Origin of the sequence: Plantibacter sp. H53 (genome assembly GCF_001650455.1) — a bacterium.
In the GTDB taxonomy this organism is placed as follows: Bacteria; Actinomycetota; Actinomycetes; order Actinomycetales; family Microbacteriaceae; genus Plantibacter; species Plantibacter flavus_A.
In genome coordinates this window covers 128,032-141,473 of record NZ_LWCT01000051.1, presented here as the reverse complement: position 1 = coordinate 141,473, position 13,442 = coordinate 128,032, and the positions used below count along the sequence as shown (strand labels likewise).

The 13,442-nt window shown below is 71.5% G+C and carries 11 protein-coding genes and 1 pseudogene; 2 read left to right on the top strand and 10 right to left on the bottom strand.

Translation table 11 applies throughout. The annotated features are described in order from the left end of the window. A pseudogene (locus A4X17_RS19750) lies at positions 1-201 on the bottom strand (hypothetical protein); the annotation flags it as partial. After that, positions 189-758 (bottom strand): hypothetical protein, encoded by a 570-nt coding sequence (locus A4X17_RS18780; protein ID WP_064297167.1) that lies wholly within the window; start codon positions 756-758, stop codon positions 189-191. The gene A4X17_RS18780 and the pseudogene A4X17_RS19750, both read right to left, overlap by 13 nt. Before the next feature lie 291 nt (positions 759-1,049). On the opposite strand from A4X17_RS18780, the gene A4X17_RS18775 reads away from it, so the two are divergent. Further along, a complete protein-coding gene (locus A4X17_RS18775) occupies positions 1,050-2,051 on the top strand; it encodes an ABC transporter substrate-binding protein (RefSeq protein WP_197479120.1) in 1,002 nt (333 codons plus the stop codon). Positions 2,052-2,163: 112 nt separating this feature from the next. Here A4X17_RS18775 and A4X17_RS18770 read toward each other — a convergent pair whose 3' ends face one another. After that, the gene (locus A4X17_RS18770) at positions 2,164-3,906 is read right to left on the bottom strand and encodes a hypothetical protein (protein ID WP_064297165.1); all 1,743 of its coding nucleotides are present in this window, start codon (positions 3,904-3,906) and stop codon (positions 2,164-2,166) included. Continuing rightward, the gene (locus A4X17_RS18765; protein ID WP_064297164.1) at positions 3,903-4,571 is read right to left on the bottom strand and encodes an ABC transporter ATP-binding protein; all 669 of its coding nucleotides are present in this window, start codon (positions 4,569-4,571) and stop codon (positions 3,903-3,905) included. Before A4X17_RS18765 ends, A4X17_RS18770 begins: the two co-directional genes overlap by 4 nt. A gap of 106 nt (positions 4,572-4,677) precedes the next feature. Between A4X17_RS18765 and A4X17_RS18760 the strand changes: the two genes are divergently transcribed. Continuing rightward, positions 4,678-6,936 carry a beta-glucosidase gene (locus tag A4X17_RS18760; RefSeq protein WP_064297185.1) on the top strand — a complete coding sequence of 753 codons (2,259 nt, stop codon included), beginning with the start codon at positions 4,678-4,680 and terminating at the stop codon, positions 6,934-6,936. Positions 6,937-6,946: 10 nt separating this feature from the next. On the opposite strand, the gene A4X17_RS18755 is transcribed toward A4X17_RS18760, so the two are convergent. The 6 genes from A4X17_RS18755 to A4X17_RS18730 form a co-directional block, all read right to left on the bottom strand. Next, complete coding sequence (locus tag A4X17_RS18755) at positions 6,947-8,410, bottom strand: glycosyltransferase (RefSeq protein WP_064297163.1); 1,464 nt, start codon at positions 8,408-8,410, stop codon at positions 6,947-6,949. Between the two features lie 9 nt (positions 8,411-8,419). Next, a complete protein-coding gene (locus A4X17_RS18750) occupies positions 8,420-9,625 on the bottom strand; it encodes a glycosyltransferase (protein WP_064297162.1) in 1,206 nt (401 codons plus the stop codon). 52 nt (positions 9,626-9,677) lie between these two features. Further along, positions 9,678-10,247 (bottom strand): DUF2017 family protein, encoded by a 570-nt coding sequence (locus A4X17_RS18745; RefSeq protein WP_064297161.1) that lies wholly within the window; start codon positions 10,245-10,247, stop codon positions 9,678-9,680. After that, positions 10,244-10,528 carry an ATP-dependent Clp protease adapter ClpS gene (gene clpS / locus A4X17_RS18740; RefSeq protein ID WP_056009029.1) on the bottom strand — a complete coding sequence of 95 codons (285 nt, stop codon included), beginning with the start codon at positions 10,526-10,528 and terminating at the stop codon, positions 10,244-10,246. Before clpS ends, A4X17_RS18745 begins: the two co-directional genes overlap by 4 nt. A gap of 52 nt (positions 10,529-10,580) precedes the next feature. After that, positions 10,581-12,302 (bottom strand): cell wall metabolism sensor histidine kinase WalK, encoded by a 1,722-nt coding sequence (locus A4X17_RS18735; RefSeq protein WP_064297160.1) that lies wholly within the window; start codon positions 12,300-12,302, stop codon positions 10,581-10,583. 168 nt (positions 12,303-12,470) lie between these two features. Beyond that, positions 12,471-13,388, bottom strand: coding sequence for a DUF817 domain-containing protein (locus tag A4X17_RS18730; protein WP_064297159.1), 918 nt, complete (start codon positions 13,386-13,388; stop codon positions 12,471-12,473). Positions 13,389-13,442 lie beyond the last annotated feature (54 nt).

Sequence of the window (13,442 nt, the reverse complement as noted above, 5' to 3'; positions counted from 1 at the left end):
CCCTCCGCCCGTCCCGCCACCGGAACCACCGCCGGTGCCAGGGCGTTCGACGCTGCCACCGATGTCGACCGAACCGTTGCCGATGCAAGCGCCCGAAATGGCCCCGCCAGCATCGCAGCTGGCGGCGACGGCGGCGGATGCTAACCTGACGCCGCCCACAAGCATGAGCCCGACGGCCAGCGCAGTACCTACTCTCCGCATGAGGACCCCTCCTTGATGACTTCGTGCTTCGCCAGCACGTAGGGCGGTTGATCAGCAGCACCCGGAGCAATATGAACTGCCCAGGTGCGCTTCGCTGGGCGTTCAGGCTTGATGACCGACTCTCCTGCCCCATCCATTGCGTGCAGGCCAGTCATGTCCACGCAGGCGGATCCAACGATGAGGACGCCCGCTGCGTCAGGTTTCGAGTACCAGTCGCTGATCGTGAACACCTCCAGCGAAGCCGCGCCGGAGAACGTCCATCCGAGCTCCTTGAGCTTGGACAGGCTCTCGTTCTCGAATGTTCGGAGCTCTCCGGTCGTCACCTCATCGATGCGAGCAGCATCGACTCCGCCATCTGCGACGACCCGGTTCCACACACCCAAGTAGCTCTCGTAAGCCTCGGTGCCGGCCGCCAGCGCCTGTTCCTCGTTCTCGAAGACCGGCGGCGAGTTCTTCGGTGGCGGCGTAGGTTCAGGTCCGGTGCACGCGGTGAGGGCGAGCAGTCCCGCCGTGAGAACGATCGTGGAGGCGGAGCGAGCGCGAGAGGTCTGTGGCATCCCTCGACGCTAAGCGCGCCCAGACTCCAGTCCAGGGTTATCCACAGAGCAGATATGCCTACACGGACATATGTCGCACAAACTGGTCCGCGTGCCAGCGCGGTGCGCTGATGTGAGCGCACCCCAAGGGACGTGACCGCGGGTCTCCGGAGGGGCGCGCTCGCGTCAGTGACCCGCGCTCACGTCAGCGCACCGCGCTGGCCGAAGCACAAGCGTTACCGGGACGTGACTTGGGAAGCTTAGGCTTACCTCATACCCCACGTCTTCAACGGAAAGCAGAACATGCGCCGCATGCCCCGCACCCTCACCGCCGTCGCCGCCCTCGCGGTCGCCGGCCTCGCCCTCGCCGGCTGCACCGCCGGGTCCTCCACCGACGACGCCTCCACCGGCACGCTCGGCACCGTCGACACGATGTTCGGCGAGGTGACCGTCCCGGAACCCGCCGGCGACCTCACCGTCGTCGCCCTCGGCTGGTCCGACGCGGAGATGGCGCTCTCCCTCGGCGTGGTGCCCGTCGGTGTGTACGACTGGCAGTCCTTCGGCGCCGACAACAAGGCCGTCGGCCCGTGGGCCACCGACCTCTTCGGCGACGTGACCCCCGAGATCATCGAGGACAGCGGTGACACCGTCAACTACGAGCAGATCCAGGCGCTCGAACCCGATCTCATCCTCAACACCCGTTCCGCCGGTGACGAGAAGCAGCACGAGCGGCTCTCGGAGATCGCACCGACCGTCTTCGCACCCAAGGGGACCGCCGCGTTCGCGACCCCGTGGGACGTCCAGCTCGAGCAGGTCGCCGCCGCGCTCGGGAAGACCCAGGAGGGTGACGCGCTCGTCTCCGCCACGAAGCAGTCGATCAACGAGGCCGCCGACCTGCACCAGGAGTTCGCGGGGCTCACCACCGTCGCCGCGACGAAGTTCGGCGACGCCTACGGCGCCTACCTCGAGGGTGACGGTCGCTTCGACATCCTCGCCGACCTCGGCTTCCAGCAGAACCCGGCCGTCCTCGATCTCGAGGCCTCCGGCTTCTACGCGGCGGTCTCCGCCGAGCAGGTGTCCGCGTTCGACGCCGACGTCGCCGTCCTCCTCCCGATCGGGTTCAGCGCAGCGGACACCACCGCCGACCCGCTCCTCGCGAGCCTCCCCGTCGTGCAGGACGGTCGCGCGATCGTCCTCGACCCCGCCGACGAGCTCACGCAGGCCTACAGCGCGGCGTCCGTGCTCAGCATCCCCGTCGTCCTCGAGCAGCTCGTCCCGAAGCTCGCCGAGGCCGCCGCCAAGGTCGCGAAGTAGGGTTCAGCCCACCAGCACCACAGCAGGAGATCCGCGCGAGAGCCGGACGGAATCGCGTCTTCCGTCCGGCTCTCGCGCTGTTGTCCTGTCCTCGCGCTGCACGCGCCGCCGCTCAGGCCGGCCGGGACAACTTCCGCAGCCGCGCGAACCCCAGCGCCGCGACGATCACGAGCACTCCCACCAGCAGGACGACGGCCGCGCCCGGCGCCACCGGCGCCATCGCCGTCAGCCCACCGCCGACGAGGAGCGACAGCAGGACGGCGTCCGACTGCCAGAGCAGGACGTTCAGCGAGGAGGCGTCGCCGAACGGCGTCGGGACGGGCATGAGCAGCAGGATCGGCAGCGGTCCCTTCGCGGCGTCGAACGTGCGGAGCACGACGATCCAGACCGCGAGCAGCAGCCACCACCCGAGCGGCTGGAGGAGGGTCATCCCGCCCGGTGCCGCGGAGGCGAGCACCCCGAGCAGGGCACCGACCCCACCGATCACGACCGCGGCCAGCAGCGGGGCGACGGCTCCGGCGAAGACGAGCGACCGCGGGCTCCGGCCGTAGAGCGTCGGCGTCCCGGCGCTCTCGACCCCGTGCCGCACGGCGTCGCACCAGACGCCCACGGCGAGGTAGGCGAGGAACGCCGCGGGGACGGCTAGCATCCACCGCACACCGTCCGGGAGCCCGAAGGACAGACCGACCGCCGCACCGGACACCGCCAGGACGAGGGAACCGGGGGCGACCCGCCCGGGTGTCCGCCGAGCTCCGACGATCGACCGCCGGAGGACGACGAGCCAGAACGGCCCGGTCATCCGCAGCGGGACACGGCGACCGCTCGTCGGGGAGACTCGCAGCCCGCCGACGGCACCCGAGGCGTCACCGCTCTGCAGCATCATCCCGACCCGCTGCCAGCGCAGCGCCTGGTCGAGGAGGGGTCCGCTCCGCAGTCCGTCCAGTGCCCTCGGGACGCGCAGGAGGGAGACCGCCCCGAGCACGACGAGCGCGACCGCCGGCCACCAGGACACCGGCACCCCCACCGACGCGAACCAGCCACCGCCGCCACCCCAGGTGAAGAGCCCCGCCCAGTCCCCCGTCGCGAGTGCGCCACCGAGCACCATGCTCTCGACGCCGCCCGCGACCGGCGACCAGAGGAGGCCCAGCCAACCCCACGGGGAGACGAGCAGCATGCCGGGGACGAGGAGACCGAGCACTCCGCCCGCACCGGCGACGATGACGACGGCGGCGACCGTCCGTCGCGAACCGTGCTGACCGAGCAGCCACGCCACCGCGAGGAGCAGCGAGAAGCCCACGGCACCGATCACGAACGCCACCACGGCGGCGGGCACGGTCGGTCCGGTCATACCGATCACCGAGGCCGTGTCGGCGGCCACTCCGGCCGAGACGGTCGCCCGCTCCCCGGGCACCAGGAGTCGCGACAAGCCGACCACCCCGGCCACGAGGAGCGAGAGCGCCCCGAGTACGAGCATGGATGCGACGAAGGGACGACGCAGCGTGAGCCGACGCGGCAGTGGCGAATCGGCGAGGAACTGCACCGCCGCAGGCCTCGGCACGACCGGTCCCCTCGTCCGACCCCCGAGCACGACGACGATCGTCGCGATCGCCGAGAGCAGCGCGACCGCCCCGGGCCGGACGGCAGCCACGACACCCGCGGCATCCGGCTCGATCAGTCCGAGGACTGCGAACCGCACGAGCGGAGCGCCCACGATGAGTGCGACGAGCAGCCCGGCGTAGACGACGAACGCGACATCGGTGAGCCGCGGACGCCCGTCGCGCGCGGCGAGCACCGCCCGGCCGGCGCGGAGGATCCGACGGTCGTCGCGCGTGATGCGCCCGGAGCCGGTGCTCACGGGGCTTCGACCGTGATCGCCTCGTCCGCGACCCGTTCGACGAGCCCGGCGTCGTGGCTCGCGAAGACGATCGCCGCCCCGCGCTCCTTCGCGAGCAGGATGCGGTCGGCGACGAGGCCACGCCGCTCGGCGTCGAGGCGCTGCTCAGGTTCGTCGAGCACGAGGACGTCGAAGGGCCGGACGAGCGCCGTCGCCAGGGCGAACAGCTGCGACTGACCCGAAGACAGCTCGGTGGCGAAGCGGCGCGCGAGCGTGTCGATGCGCAGGGCCGCGAGCAGCTCGTCGGCCGCGTCGTCCGCCGCCTGCCCGGTCACACCCCACGTCGTCGAGATGTAGCGCAGGTGTTCACGCAGCGTCAGGTCCGGCGCGTAGGCCGGGGTGCCGATGAGGGCTGAGACGGAGCGACGCACCGTGCGGTCGCGGTCGTCGATGGTCCGGCCGCCGATCGTCGCCGTCCCGCTCGACGGACGCAGCCGTCCGCTGAGGATCCGCAACAGGGTCGTCTTGCCCGATCCGTTCCGCCCCCGGACGGCGAGCGCCATCCCCGGCTCGACCCGGATGTCCGTGGGCGCCAGCAGGGTCTCCCCGTCGATCACCGCTCCGACGCCGTCCGCCTCGATCAGCGGCTGCAGCGCGGCAACCGACTCCCCCTCGTGTCCCGACATCGTCCCATCCTCGCAGGCGCCCGCCGAGGTGTCCTCCGCCGCGCGGCTGATCGTGCGGTCGGCTGTCGGGGCTCAGCATGCCGGTCGAGGGTGCAGAATGCAGAGCATGGGAATCGTCACCGGGCGCCGGAACGCGCGTCCGCCGAAGCAGCGCCGCGCAGGCGGACCACCCGAGGGCGACACCTACGACGAGGTCGTGCGGGAGATCCGCGCCGGACGCCTCGACGCCGACGCAGGCGCCGAACGACTGATCGAGCGGCTGACCGACGCGGAACTCCTGGGGCTGCTCGACGGCGACTCGCCGCGCCGACTCCTCCCGCTGATCCCCGTGCTGCTCCACCGGCGTCCGTTCGTGGCCGGAGCCGTCCCGCGGCTCGGAATCCCGGGGATCCGGTTCAGTGACGGCGCCCGCGGGGTCGTCATCGGCGAGTCCACCGCGTTCCCCGTGACGATGGCGCGGGCGGCGACCTGGGACCCGGTGCTCGAGGAGCAGGTGGGTGAGGCGATCGGTGCGGAGACGCGGATCCGCGGGGCGAACTACTCGGCGTCCGTATGCGTCAACCTCCTCCGCCATCCCGCGTGGGGCCGCGCCCAGGAGTGCTACGGCGAGGATCCGGTGCTGACAGGCCGGATGGGGTCGGCCATGACCCGCGGCGTCCGCGTCCACACGATGGCGTGCGTGAAGCACTTCGCGCTCAACTCCATGGAGGACGAGCGGTTCGAGGTCGACGTCTCCGTGGACGACCACGCGCTGCACGAGGTCTACCTGCCGCACTTCAAGGCCGTGATCGACGCCGGCGCGGACTCGGTCATGAGCGCCTACAACCGCGTGCGGGGCGAGTACATGGACGTCAACCGTCCGCTGCTCACGGACGTGCTGCGGGAGGAGTGGGGCTTCACCGGCTTCGTCACGAGCGACTGGGTCTTCGGCACGCACGACGCCGTCGGCAGCCTGGAGGCCGGGATGGACGTGGAGATGCCGCTCCGCCTGCGACGGGCGCACGAGTTGCCCGCCGCCCTGCGGTCCGGCACCCTCGAGCACGCGACCGTCCTGCGCTCGGCTCGGCGCATCCTGCGGACGACCCTCCTGCACGCCGCGACCCGCGCCGAACCGCAGCCCTCGGCGGACGTCGTCGCCGGCTCGGCCCACCGCGCGCTCGCCCGGCACGTCGCCGAGGAGTCGATCGTGCTCCTCGCCAACCGCCCGGTCGACGACGGCGCACCGCTCCTCCCCCTGTCGGCGACGACCCGTCGGATCGCGGTGGTCGGCCGTCTCGCGGACCGGGCGAACCTCGGCGACCACGGCTCGTCGCGCGTCCGTCCGCCGACCACCGTCTCGCCGCTGCAGGGGCTCCGTGAGGCTCTCCCCGACACGCAGATCACGAGCACCCCGGCCGGGAACGTGCGGGCCGCGGTCGTAGCGGCGGCGGCCGCCGACACGGCCGTCGTCGTCGTCGGCTTCGACCAGCACGACGAGGGCGAGTCGGTCGTCACCGGCGGCGTCGACGTCGGCGTCCTCGGGGCGGCCCTGGACTCGGGTCGACTCCGCAGCGCGATCACCGGCGTCGCGCACCTGGCGTCGCGGTTCGTGCGCGGCGGCGATCGCACCTCGCTCCGCCTCCGACCCTCGGACGAACGCCTCATCCTGGCCGTCGCCGCAGCCAACCCGCGCACGGTCGTCGTGCTCATCGGCGGGAGCGCGATCCTCACCGAGGCCTGGCGCGACCGCGTCCCGGCCCTCGTCCTCGCCTGGTACGGCGGGATGGAGGGCGGTCGAGCGCTCGCCGACGTCCTGACCGGTGTGGTCGAGCCCGGCGGGCGACTGCCCTTCGTGATCCCGACCGATCCGGCACACCTGCCGCCGTTCGACCGCGAGGCGAAAGCTGTCGTGTACGACGACCGCTGGGGCCAGCGACGCTTGGACGAGGAGGGTCACACGCCGGCCTTCCCGTTCGGCTTCGGCCTCGGGTACACGACGATCGACCACCGCCTGCTCGGGCACCGGTTCGAGGACACCGGCGGGACCGCCGAGGTCCTCGTGACGAACACCGGTCTCCGCGAGGGGTCGACCGTCGTCCAGCTCTACGCCGCCGACACCGCACTCGATCGACCGGTCGCCCAGCTCCTCGGGTTCCGGAAGGTGACCCTGCAGGCGGGCGAGGAACGCGTCGTCCTGGTCGTCCTCGATCCGACACCGACGCTCGAACGCGACCCGGTCACCCGCCGCTGGTCGGCCCGCGCCGGCGACTGGGCCCTGCAGGCCGCCCAGCACAGCCCGTCGACCTGGGCGGCGGCGGTCCCGCTGCGGGCCGGCGACAGCGACCTCGACGACGACCCCGCCCGACTGCCGGACTCCGTCGGCTGATCCGATCCGATCAGCTCGGGCCGGCCGGTTCGAGGTCGGCGAGGCCCTCGACCCGCACGGCGAGCTCGTCGTCACGTCCGAGGACGGCGCGGAGCAGACGCTGCGTGTCACGCCGGACGGAGAGCACGGCGTCGTCGCGTCGCAGCACGAGGGTGCCGTCCGGCCCGGTGTAGCGCTGCTGCAGGTCGTCCAGCTCACCGGCCCGGAGCAGCGCCACCGTGCTGGACGCCGCCGGGTCGACGAGACGCACGAGGGCCGACTCTCCCTCGAGCTCGCTCGCGACCACCCGCCGCGCGCTCGCGTCGAAGATCGTCTTCTGCGCCGCCCGGGTCACGACGAACGGTCGCGCCGGTCCGTCGAGCAGCCGGTCGACGACGTCGCGAGCCGCGTCGGGGCGACCGACCCGTCGGGCTGCGGCCTGCATCCGCTCCAGTCGCCCCGGCTCGCCGAGGATCCCGTCGATCTTCCACCCGATCGTCGTCGCGGTGTTGCACCGGACGGCGGCGCCCTGCTCCATGAGGTAGTCGCCGTTGCGCACCTCCTGCCCGGGGATGGGGTTCACGAGCACCATCGGCAGACCGGCGGCCATGCACTCCGACGCCGACAGTCCTCCGGGCTTGCCGATGAACAGGTCGGCTCGGCGCAGGAGCTGCGGCATCTCGTCGGTGAAGCCGAGCACGGTGTAGCGGTCGCCGCCGGGCGCGATGAGGTCCTCGACGCTCCGCCGCAGCGCCTCGTTCCGCCCGCACACGATCGTGGCGGTGAACGGCGACCGGAGGTGCAGTGTCTGTCGGACGACCGCGAGCGCGTAGTCACCGCCGGACGCTCCGGCCGAGATGAGCAACATGGGCGGTGCCGCCGGGTCGCGCTCGGCCGGGCCGCTCGGCTGGGCGGCGATGGGGATCCCCGAAGCCACGACCCGGTCGGGCGGGAGCCCCAGGGCCGTCAGCTGGACCCGTCCCTCCTCCCGCGCGAGGAAGAGCGCGTGGAAGGCGCTCGTCAGCCACAGCCCCTGGAAGTCGTAGTCCGTGGTGACGACCGCGGTCCTGGCGTCGACGGCGCCTCGCAGGATGAGGGAGGCCAGCAACTGGGCCGGGAGGAAGTGGGTGCAGATGATCGCCGTGGGCCTGAAGCGTTTGATCGCGCTCACCACCGGCATCGCGTTCGCCCGCGTCCAGGGGTCGAGCGGACCGCGACGACGGAACGGTGCGTCGCTGAGGTCGTAGCCCCACTCCACGAGCCAGGGCGTCTCCTCGACGAGCACGAAGTACCCCTTGCCGAGGACGTCGCGGTACAGGGAGGTACTCGCCTGCAGGACGTCCAGAACCTCGACCTCGGTGACGTCGGGACGCCCGGCGCACGCTTGGTCCACGGCGGCGGCGGCGCTGTTGTGTCCGGACCCGACCCCGGCCGAGAGGATCAGGACGCGTTCGCCGCCGTCCGGCCCGGGCTGCTGCTTCGATGTCCTGCGCATGAGCCGATGCTAGCGCGCGGCCTCCGGCGCCAGGGCTGCCTCGTACAGGGCGATGAGGCGGGTGGTCTGCGTCGACTGGCGCAGGGTGCGGGCGAGGCCCGGTGCGACGACGGGCGCGGTACCCGCCTCGACGTCGGCGACGGCGCGGCGGATCGCTTCGGCGAGCGCCTCGACCCCACCGTCCGTCGGCTGCCACATCGAGTCGGCGGGGAGCTCCGCCGCGATGTTCGGGTCGCTGATGATCGACGGTGTGCCGAGTGCGGCCGCCTCGAACACGGTCATGCCCTGCGTCTCGAACCCGATCGACGTCTGCACCAGCGCATCGGCGTCGGCGATGGCGCGCAGCGAGTCGGGGTAGGAGACACGTCCGGCGAAGACGACGTGGTCGGCGAGGTCGTGTTCGGCGACGAACGCCTGGGCCTTCGCGAGCAGGAGTCCGGCCCCGTAGAGGCGGAACACCGCGTCGACGTCCGCGAGCCGGACCGCCTCGAGGAACTCCATGAGCCGCTTCTCCTGGCTGAAGCGGCCGATCCACACGAACGACGGCAGCCGGTGCGGCACGTGGAGCGTGGTCGCGCGTTCGTCGAGGATCTCGTCGAGCACCGCGTCGTCGACGCCCGTCGACAGGACCTCGGCGTGGGCGGTCACGCCCTGCTCGCGGAGGACGCGTGCGAAGTGGTGCGACGGCGCGATGACGACGGCAGCACGCTTGGCGAACTCCTGCAGGTAGGACCAGACGCCCGTGGGCAGGGTCGAGAGCCGCGGCCGGAGGACTCTGCGCTGCCACCAGGACAGGGCTCCGACGACGAGGCCCGGCGCCGGCATGGTCTGCTCGATGCCGACGTCCATGCGGTTGTGCATGGTGTGGAGCGCCGGGATCCCGTGCCGTTCGGCGTAGCGGTAGGCCGTGAGCGCCTGCCAGAAGTCGGCCTGCACGTGCACGACGTCGACCGGGGGCAGCTCGGCCAGGCGTGCGTCGAGCCAGCGGTCGGTGAGCCGGCCGGGCACGGTCATCGAGTACTCGCGGTCGAGCGTGATGGGGATCGAGGGGGTGTCGAGGTAGTGCGGGTCGTCGTCGTGCGCCTGGTGCATCCGCGGTGAGCACACCGTGACGGTGTGCCCCGCGGCCTCCAGGAAGCGCCGCTGCAGTCGGATCGAGACCTGGGCCCCGCCGGACGACTCGGGGTGCTGGTCGCTGAAGACGAGGATGTGCATGGTCACCAAGGCTACCCGTGGCGCCAGGGTCCGAGGTGTCCGGCGATGCGACTCAGGCTTCGTCGAGGACGGCGACGATCGACTCCTGCAGGTACCCGAGCCAGGCGTAGATCGCCATCATGAGCTGCGGATCCTGCTCGTCGTCCGACGTCGTCGGAGCCGGGTCGAACGGCTCCACGTCGTCCTCCTCGATGCCGAGTCGAGCCGCGATGGTGAGCCGGGTGTCGTTGAGGAACCGCAGCCAGGTCCAGGCCGTCTCACCCTCGAGGGTCACGGCTGCACCGTCCTCGTGCCCCGCCGGGACCTCGGTCGGCTGAGCCGCATCGGACGCGTCGGTGGTGAGCGCCGCCAGGACGGTCCGCGCCGCGGTCACCTTGCCGCCGACGAGGTCGTCGGCGGTGAAGCGTCGGAACTCCGCGGCGGCCTCGGGATCGTCGCGGTACCCCTCCGGCACCAGTCGCGCCATGGCGGGGTCGAGCTCCACGGCGGTCGCCAGCCCGGCGCGCGTCGCGTCTTCGAGCATGTCGACGAGCTGGCTCGCCAGTTGCTCGAGGATCGAGGTCTCCTGCTCGTCGAGGCGGAGCACGACGGGTCCGACGGGCGGACGGACGAAGGCGCTCATGCGTCGGCCTTCGCGAGCGAGGCCCAGAGCCCGTACCCGTGCATGGCCTCGACGTGGCGCTCCATCTCCTCGCGGTTGCCGGTCGCGACGACCGCGCGGCCCTCGTGGTGCACGGCGAGCATGAGTCGCTCCGCCTCCTCGTGCGTGTAACCGAAGTAGCTGCGGAAGACGAGCGAGACGTAGGACATGAGGTTCACCGGGTCGTTCCACACGATGGTGACCCACGGCTGCATGGTGAGGGTCGCCTCGTCGACGATCGGCTGGTCGAGGATCTGCGCCATCCTCCAAGCCTCCCACGATGTGTACCGAAGCGCCTCCCTGCCGGGGTCCGACTCAGGAAGCGGACGGTGCGCCGGCGCGCGGCTGGCGGAGCGGCAGGGTCACGGTGAAGGTGGAGCCGCGGCCCGGGCGGCTGGACACGGTGATCCAGCCATGATGCGCCTCGGTGATGGACTTCACGATCGACAGCCCGAGGCCGACGCCTGGCCGCGCGTCGTCGCGGACCTCCCTGGCCCGGAAGAAGCGATCGAAGAGCTGCCGCTGGTCGTCCGGCGAGATGCCGATGCCGGTGTCCGCGACGTTGACGGTGCAGGTCTCGCCGTCCACCGCGACGGTCACCGCGACCCGTCCACCCCGCGGGGTGTACTTCACCGCGTTCGACAGCAGGTTGTCGAGGACCTGGCGGAGCCGGCCGCCGTCGCCCTCCAGTTCCACGTGGGGAGGGATCTCGGCCCGAACGGCGACACCGGCCTCCGACGCCTGCGGCAGGATCGCGGCCGCGCTCGCCCGAGCGATGTCGGCGACGTCGGTGAGGGCGATGCGCACCCGCATCTCGGCGTCCCCCGCCGCGAGCAGGTCGCCGATGATTGCGTACAGCTGCTCCGCGTTGCGCTGGATCGTCGAGACCTCGCGCTCCAGTCCGAGCTGCCGGAGGTCATGTCCCTCGGTGAGGAGGTCGAGGTAGCCGATGATCGACGTCAACGGGGTGCGGAGCTCGTGCGAGACGTCGATGAGGAACGCTTCGCGCAGCGCCACCGCATTGGCGAGGTCGGTGACGTCGTGCCCGACCGTGATGGTGCCGACGAAGGTGCCGTCGTCGGTGTGCACCTGTCTCGCGTTGCCGATGATGGCGCGCTGGTCTCCCGGCTCGCCGATCCAATACAGTTCGCCGCGGAAGCTCTCCCCGCGCAGCGCCCGGTTGATGACCTGCTTCTCGGGCGACACCCGAGTCTTCCGGTCCGGTCCGTACACGTGGACACCGGCGCGGGTCTTCCGGTCGAACCCGGCCAATTCGGCTTGCTCGTACGTCGCCTCGTTGCGAAGCGCTGCCGTGCCGTCGGGCCGGAAGAAGGCGACGGCGGCGTCGACGGATTCCGAGACCGTCGTCGCGATGGCCGCCGCCTCCGTCGCCGCGGCGAGGGCGATTCGCGCCCGTCCCTCATGGGCGCGGAGCTGACGCGCGGCCAGATGCACGGTGACGGTCATGATGAGGACGAGCGCCGGCAGGATGCAGATCGCACCCCACCCGCCAGGCGTCGTCGGCCATGCACCGGCGCGCGCCACCGGGATGAGGGAGACGAAGATCGCTCCGAAGACCGGGACGGGCAGGGCCGAGACCCCGAACCCACCCGCGAGCCAGAGGACCGGGATCACGATGAGGAGACCCGACGTCGGCAGGTTCGGCAGGGTGTCGCGGAAGAAGCCGACGGCGAGGATGTCGATGGTCGGCACCAGCACGAGCAGGCCGCGGAGCGCGCCGGACGGTGGCACGGCGAAGAGCAGGGACGTGGCCGCGGCCGTCAGGGAGAGCCCGATGAGGAAGTCGGGCTCCAGCAGGGTCCAGGTCGAGGTCAGGCCGATGTACAGCCCGAGCATCAGGATCGAGGCGATGAACGCGAACTGCGCTCCGGCGAAGAGGTGGTTCGTCCGCGGGAGGGGTGCGGCGGCCGCCGCCGGGACGGAGATGCCGACGGCCGGTGACGCCGGTCGTGGACCGGCGGCAGGTCGAGCCGGGGCGGGCCGGGCCGGGCCGGCTTGAACGTGACCCGCCTGCATGGGGGCTGGCCGGGCGCCGCCACGATCACGGAATCGCGGATCCTGGGGCTGACGCTGGGCCATGGCTGCTCTCCGGAAGGGGACAAGCGATCACCGGGCTCGGGCCGCTCACTCCCGAACCCTACCCGGTGTGCGGACCGCGCTCCGAAACCGTTGACAGCAGGCGGCTCAGGTCGGCACGTGATCGGGCCGCTTGGGCGGGTACACCCAGGTGACCATCACCACCGAGATCATCATGAGGAGGAACCACGACACCAGCTTGGTGAGCGGGACGAGCTGCCAGCCGTCCTCCTGATTCGGGTACAGCCAGGCGCCCGTGATCGTCCCGATGTTCTCCGCGATCCAGATGAAGCAGGCCACGAGCAGGAACGCCACCAGCACGGGCATGCGGTGCGTCCGACGGAACACGCGGAAGTGCATCATCGTCCGCGCGAACACGACGAGGACGGCAGCGAGCAGCACCCATCGCAGATCGACGACGTAGTGCTGGCTGAAGAAGTTGACGTAGATGCCAGCGGCGATGATCGTCGTGAGCCACACCCGTGGATAGCGGTCGAACCGGAGGTCGAAGAGCCGGTACACGCGGACCATGTACGACCCGACGGCCGCGTACATGAACCCGGTGTACAACGGCACGGAGCCGAGGTGCAGGACCCCGCCGCCGTCGTACTCCCACGACCCGATCCCGGTCTTGAACAGCTCCATACCCGTCCCGACGACGTGGAACAGGACGATCACCCAGAGTTCACGACCGGTCTCGAGCCTGGTGACGATCATGACCACCTGGATGACGATGGCAGCGACGACGAGCGCGTCGTTCCGGGCGAGCCAGACCTCGTCGGGGTACCAGAGGCGGGCGGCGACGATCACGGCGAGCATCGCTGCGCCGAAGATGCACGCCCACGCCTGTTTCGCCCCGAAGACGAGGAACTCGACGGCTTTCGCCCGCGCACCACCGTCGGAGGCGTCGCGCAGGAGCCGGTTGGCCCGGTCGTCGATCCAGCGCTCGACCGCGGTCAGTTCGTGCTGGTCCACCCGGCGTGTGTCGCGACCCGCTCCGTCTGCGGGGGTGGGCGGCTCGGACATCGGGCCAGCATACGGGCACACTCGGCGCCGCACCTGGGACGTCGGGACCACCCC

What these genes read in the sequence shown, in the direction of transcription:
- A4X17_RS18780 (WP_064297167.1), bottom strand. Translation starts at nt 758, where the DNA reads ATGCCACAGACCTCTCGCGCTCGCTCCGCCTCCACGATCGTTCTCACG.
- A4X17_RS18775 (WP_197479120.1), top strand. Translation starts at nt 1,050, where the DNA reads ATGCCCCGCACCCTCACCGCCGTCGCCGCCCTCGCGGTCGCCGGCCTC.
- A4X17_RS18765 (WP_064297164.1), bottom strand. Translation starts at nt 4,571, where the DNA reads ATGTCGGGACACGAGGGGGAGTCGGTTGCCGCGCTGCAGCCGCTGATC.
- A4X17_RS18760 (WP_064297185.1), top strand. Translation starts at nt 4,678, where the DNA reads ATGGGAATCGTCACCGGGCGCCGGAACGCGCGTCCGCCGAAGCAGCGC.
- A4X17_RS18755 (WP_064297163.1), bottom strand. Translation starts at nt 8,410, where the DNA reads ATGCGCAGGACATCGAAGCAGCAGCCCGGGCCGGACGGCGGCGAACGC.
- A4X17_RS18750 (WP_064297162.1), bottom strand. Translation starts at nt 9,625, where the DNA reads ATGCACATCCTCGTCTTCAGCGACCAGCACCCCGAGTCGTCCGGCGGG.
- A4X17_RS18745 (WP_064297161.1), bottom strand. Translation starts at nt 10,247, where the DNA reads ATGAGCGCCTTCGTCCGTCCGCCCGTCGGACCCGTCGTGCTCCGCCTC.
- clpS (WP_056009029.1), bottom strand. Translation starts at nt 10,528, where the DNA reads ATGGCGCAGATCCTCGACCAGCCGATCGTCGACGAGGCGACCCTCACC.
- A4X17_RS18735 (WP_064297160.1), bottom strand. Translation starts at nt 12,302, where the DNA reads ATGCAGGCGGGTCACGTTCAAGCCGGCCCGGCCCGGCCCGCCCCGGCT.
- A4X17_RS18730 (WP_064297159.1), bottom strand. Translation starts at nt 13,388, where the DNA reads ATGTCCGAGCCGCCCACCCCCGCAGACGGAGCGGGTCGCGACACACGC.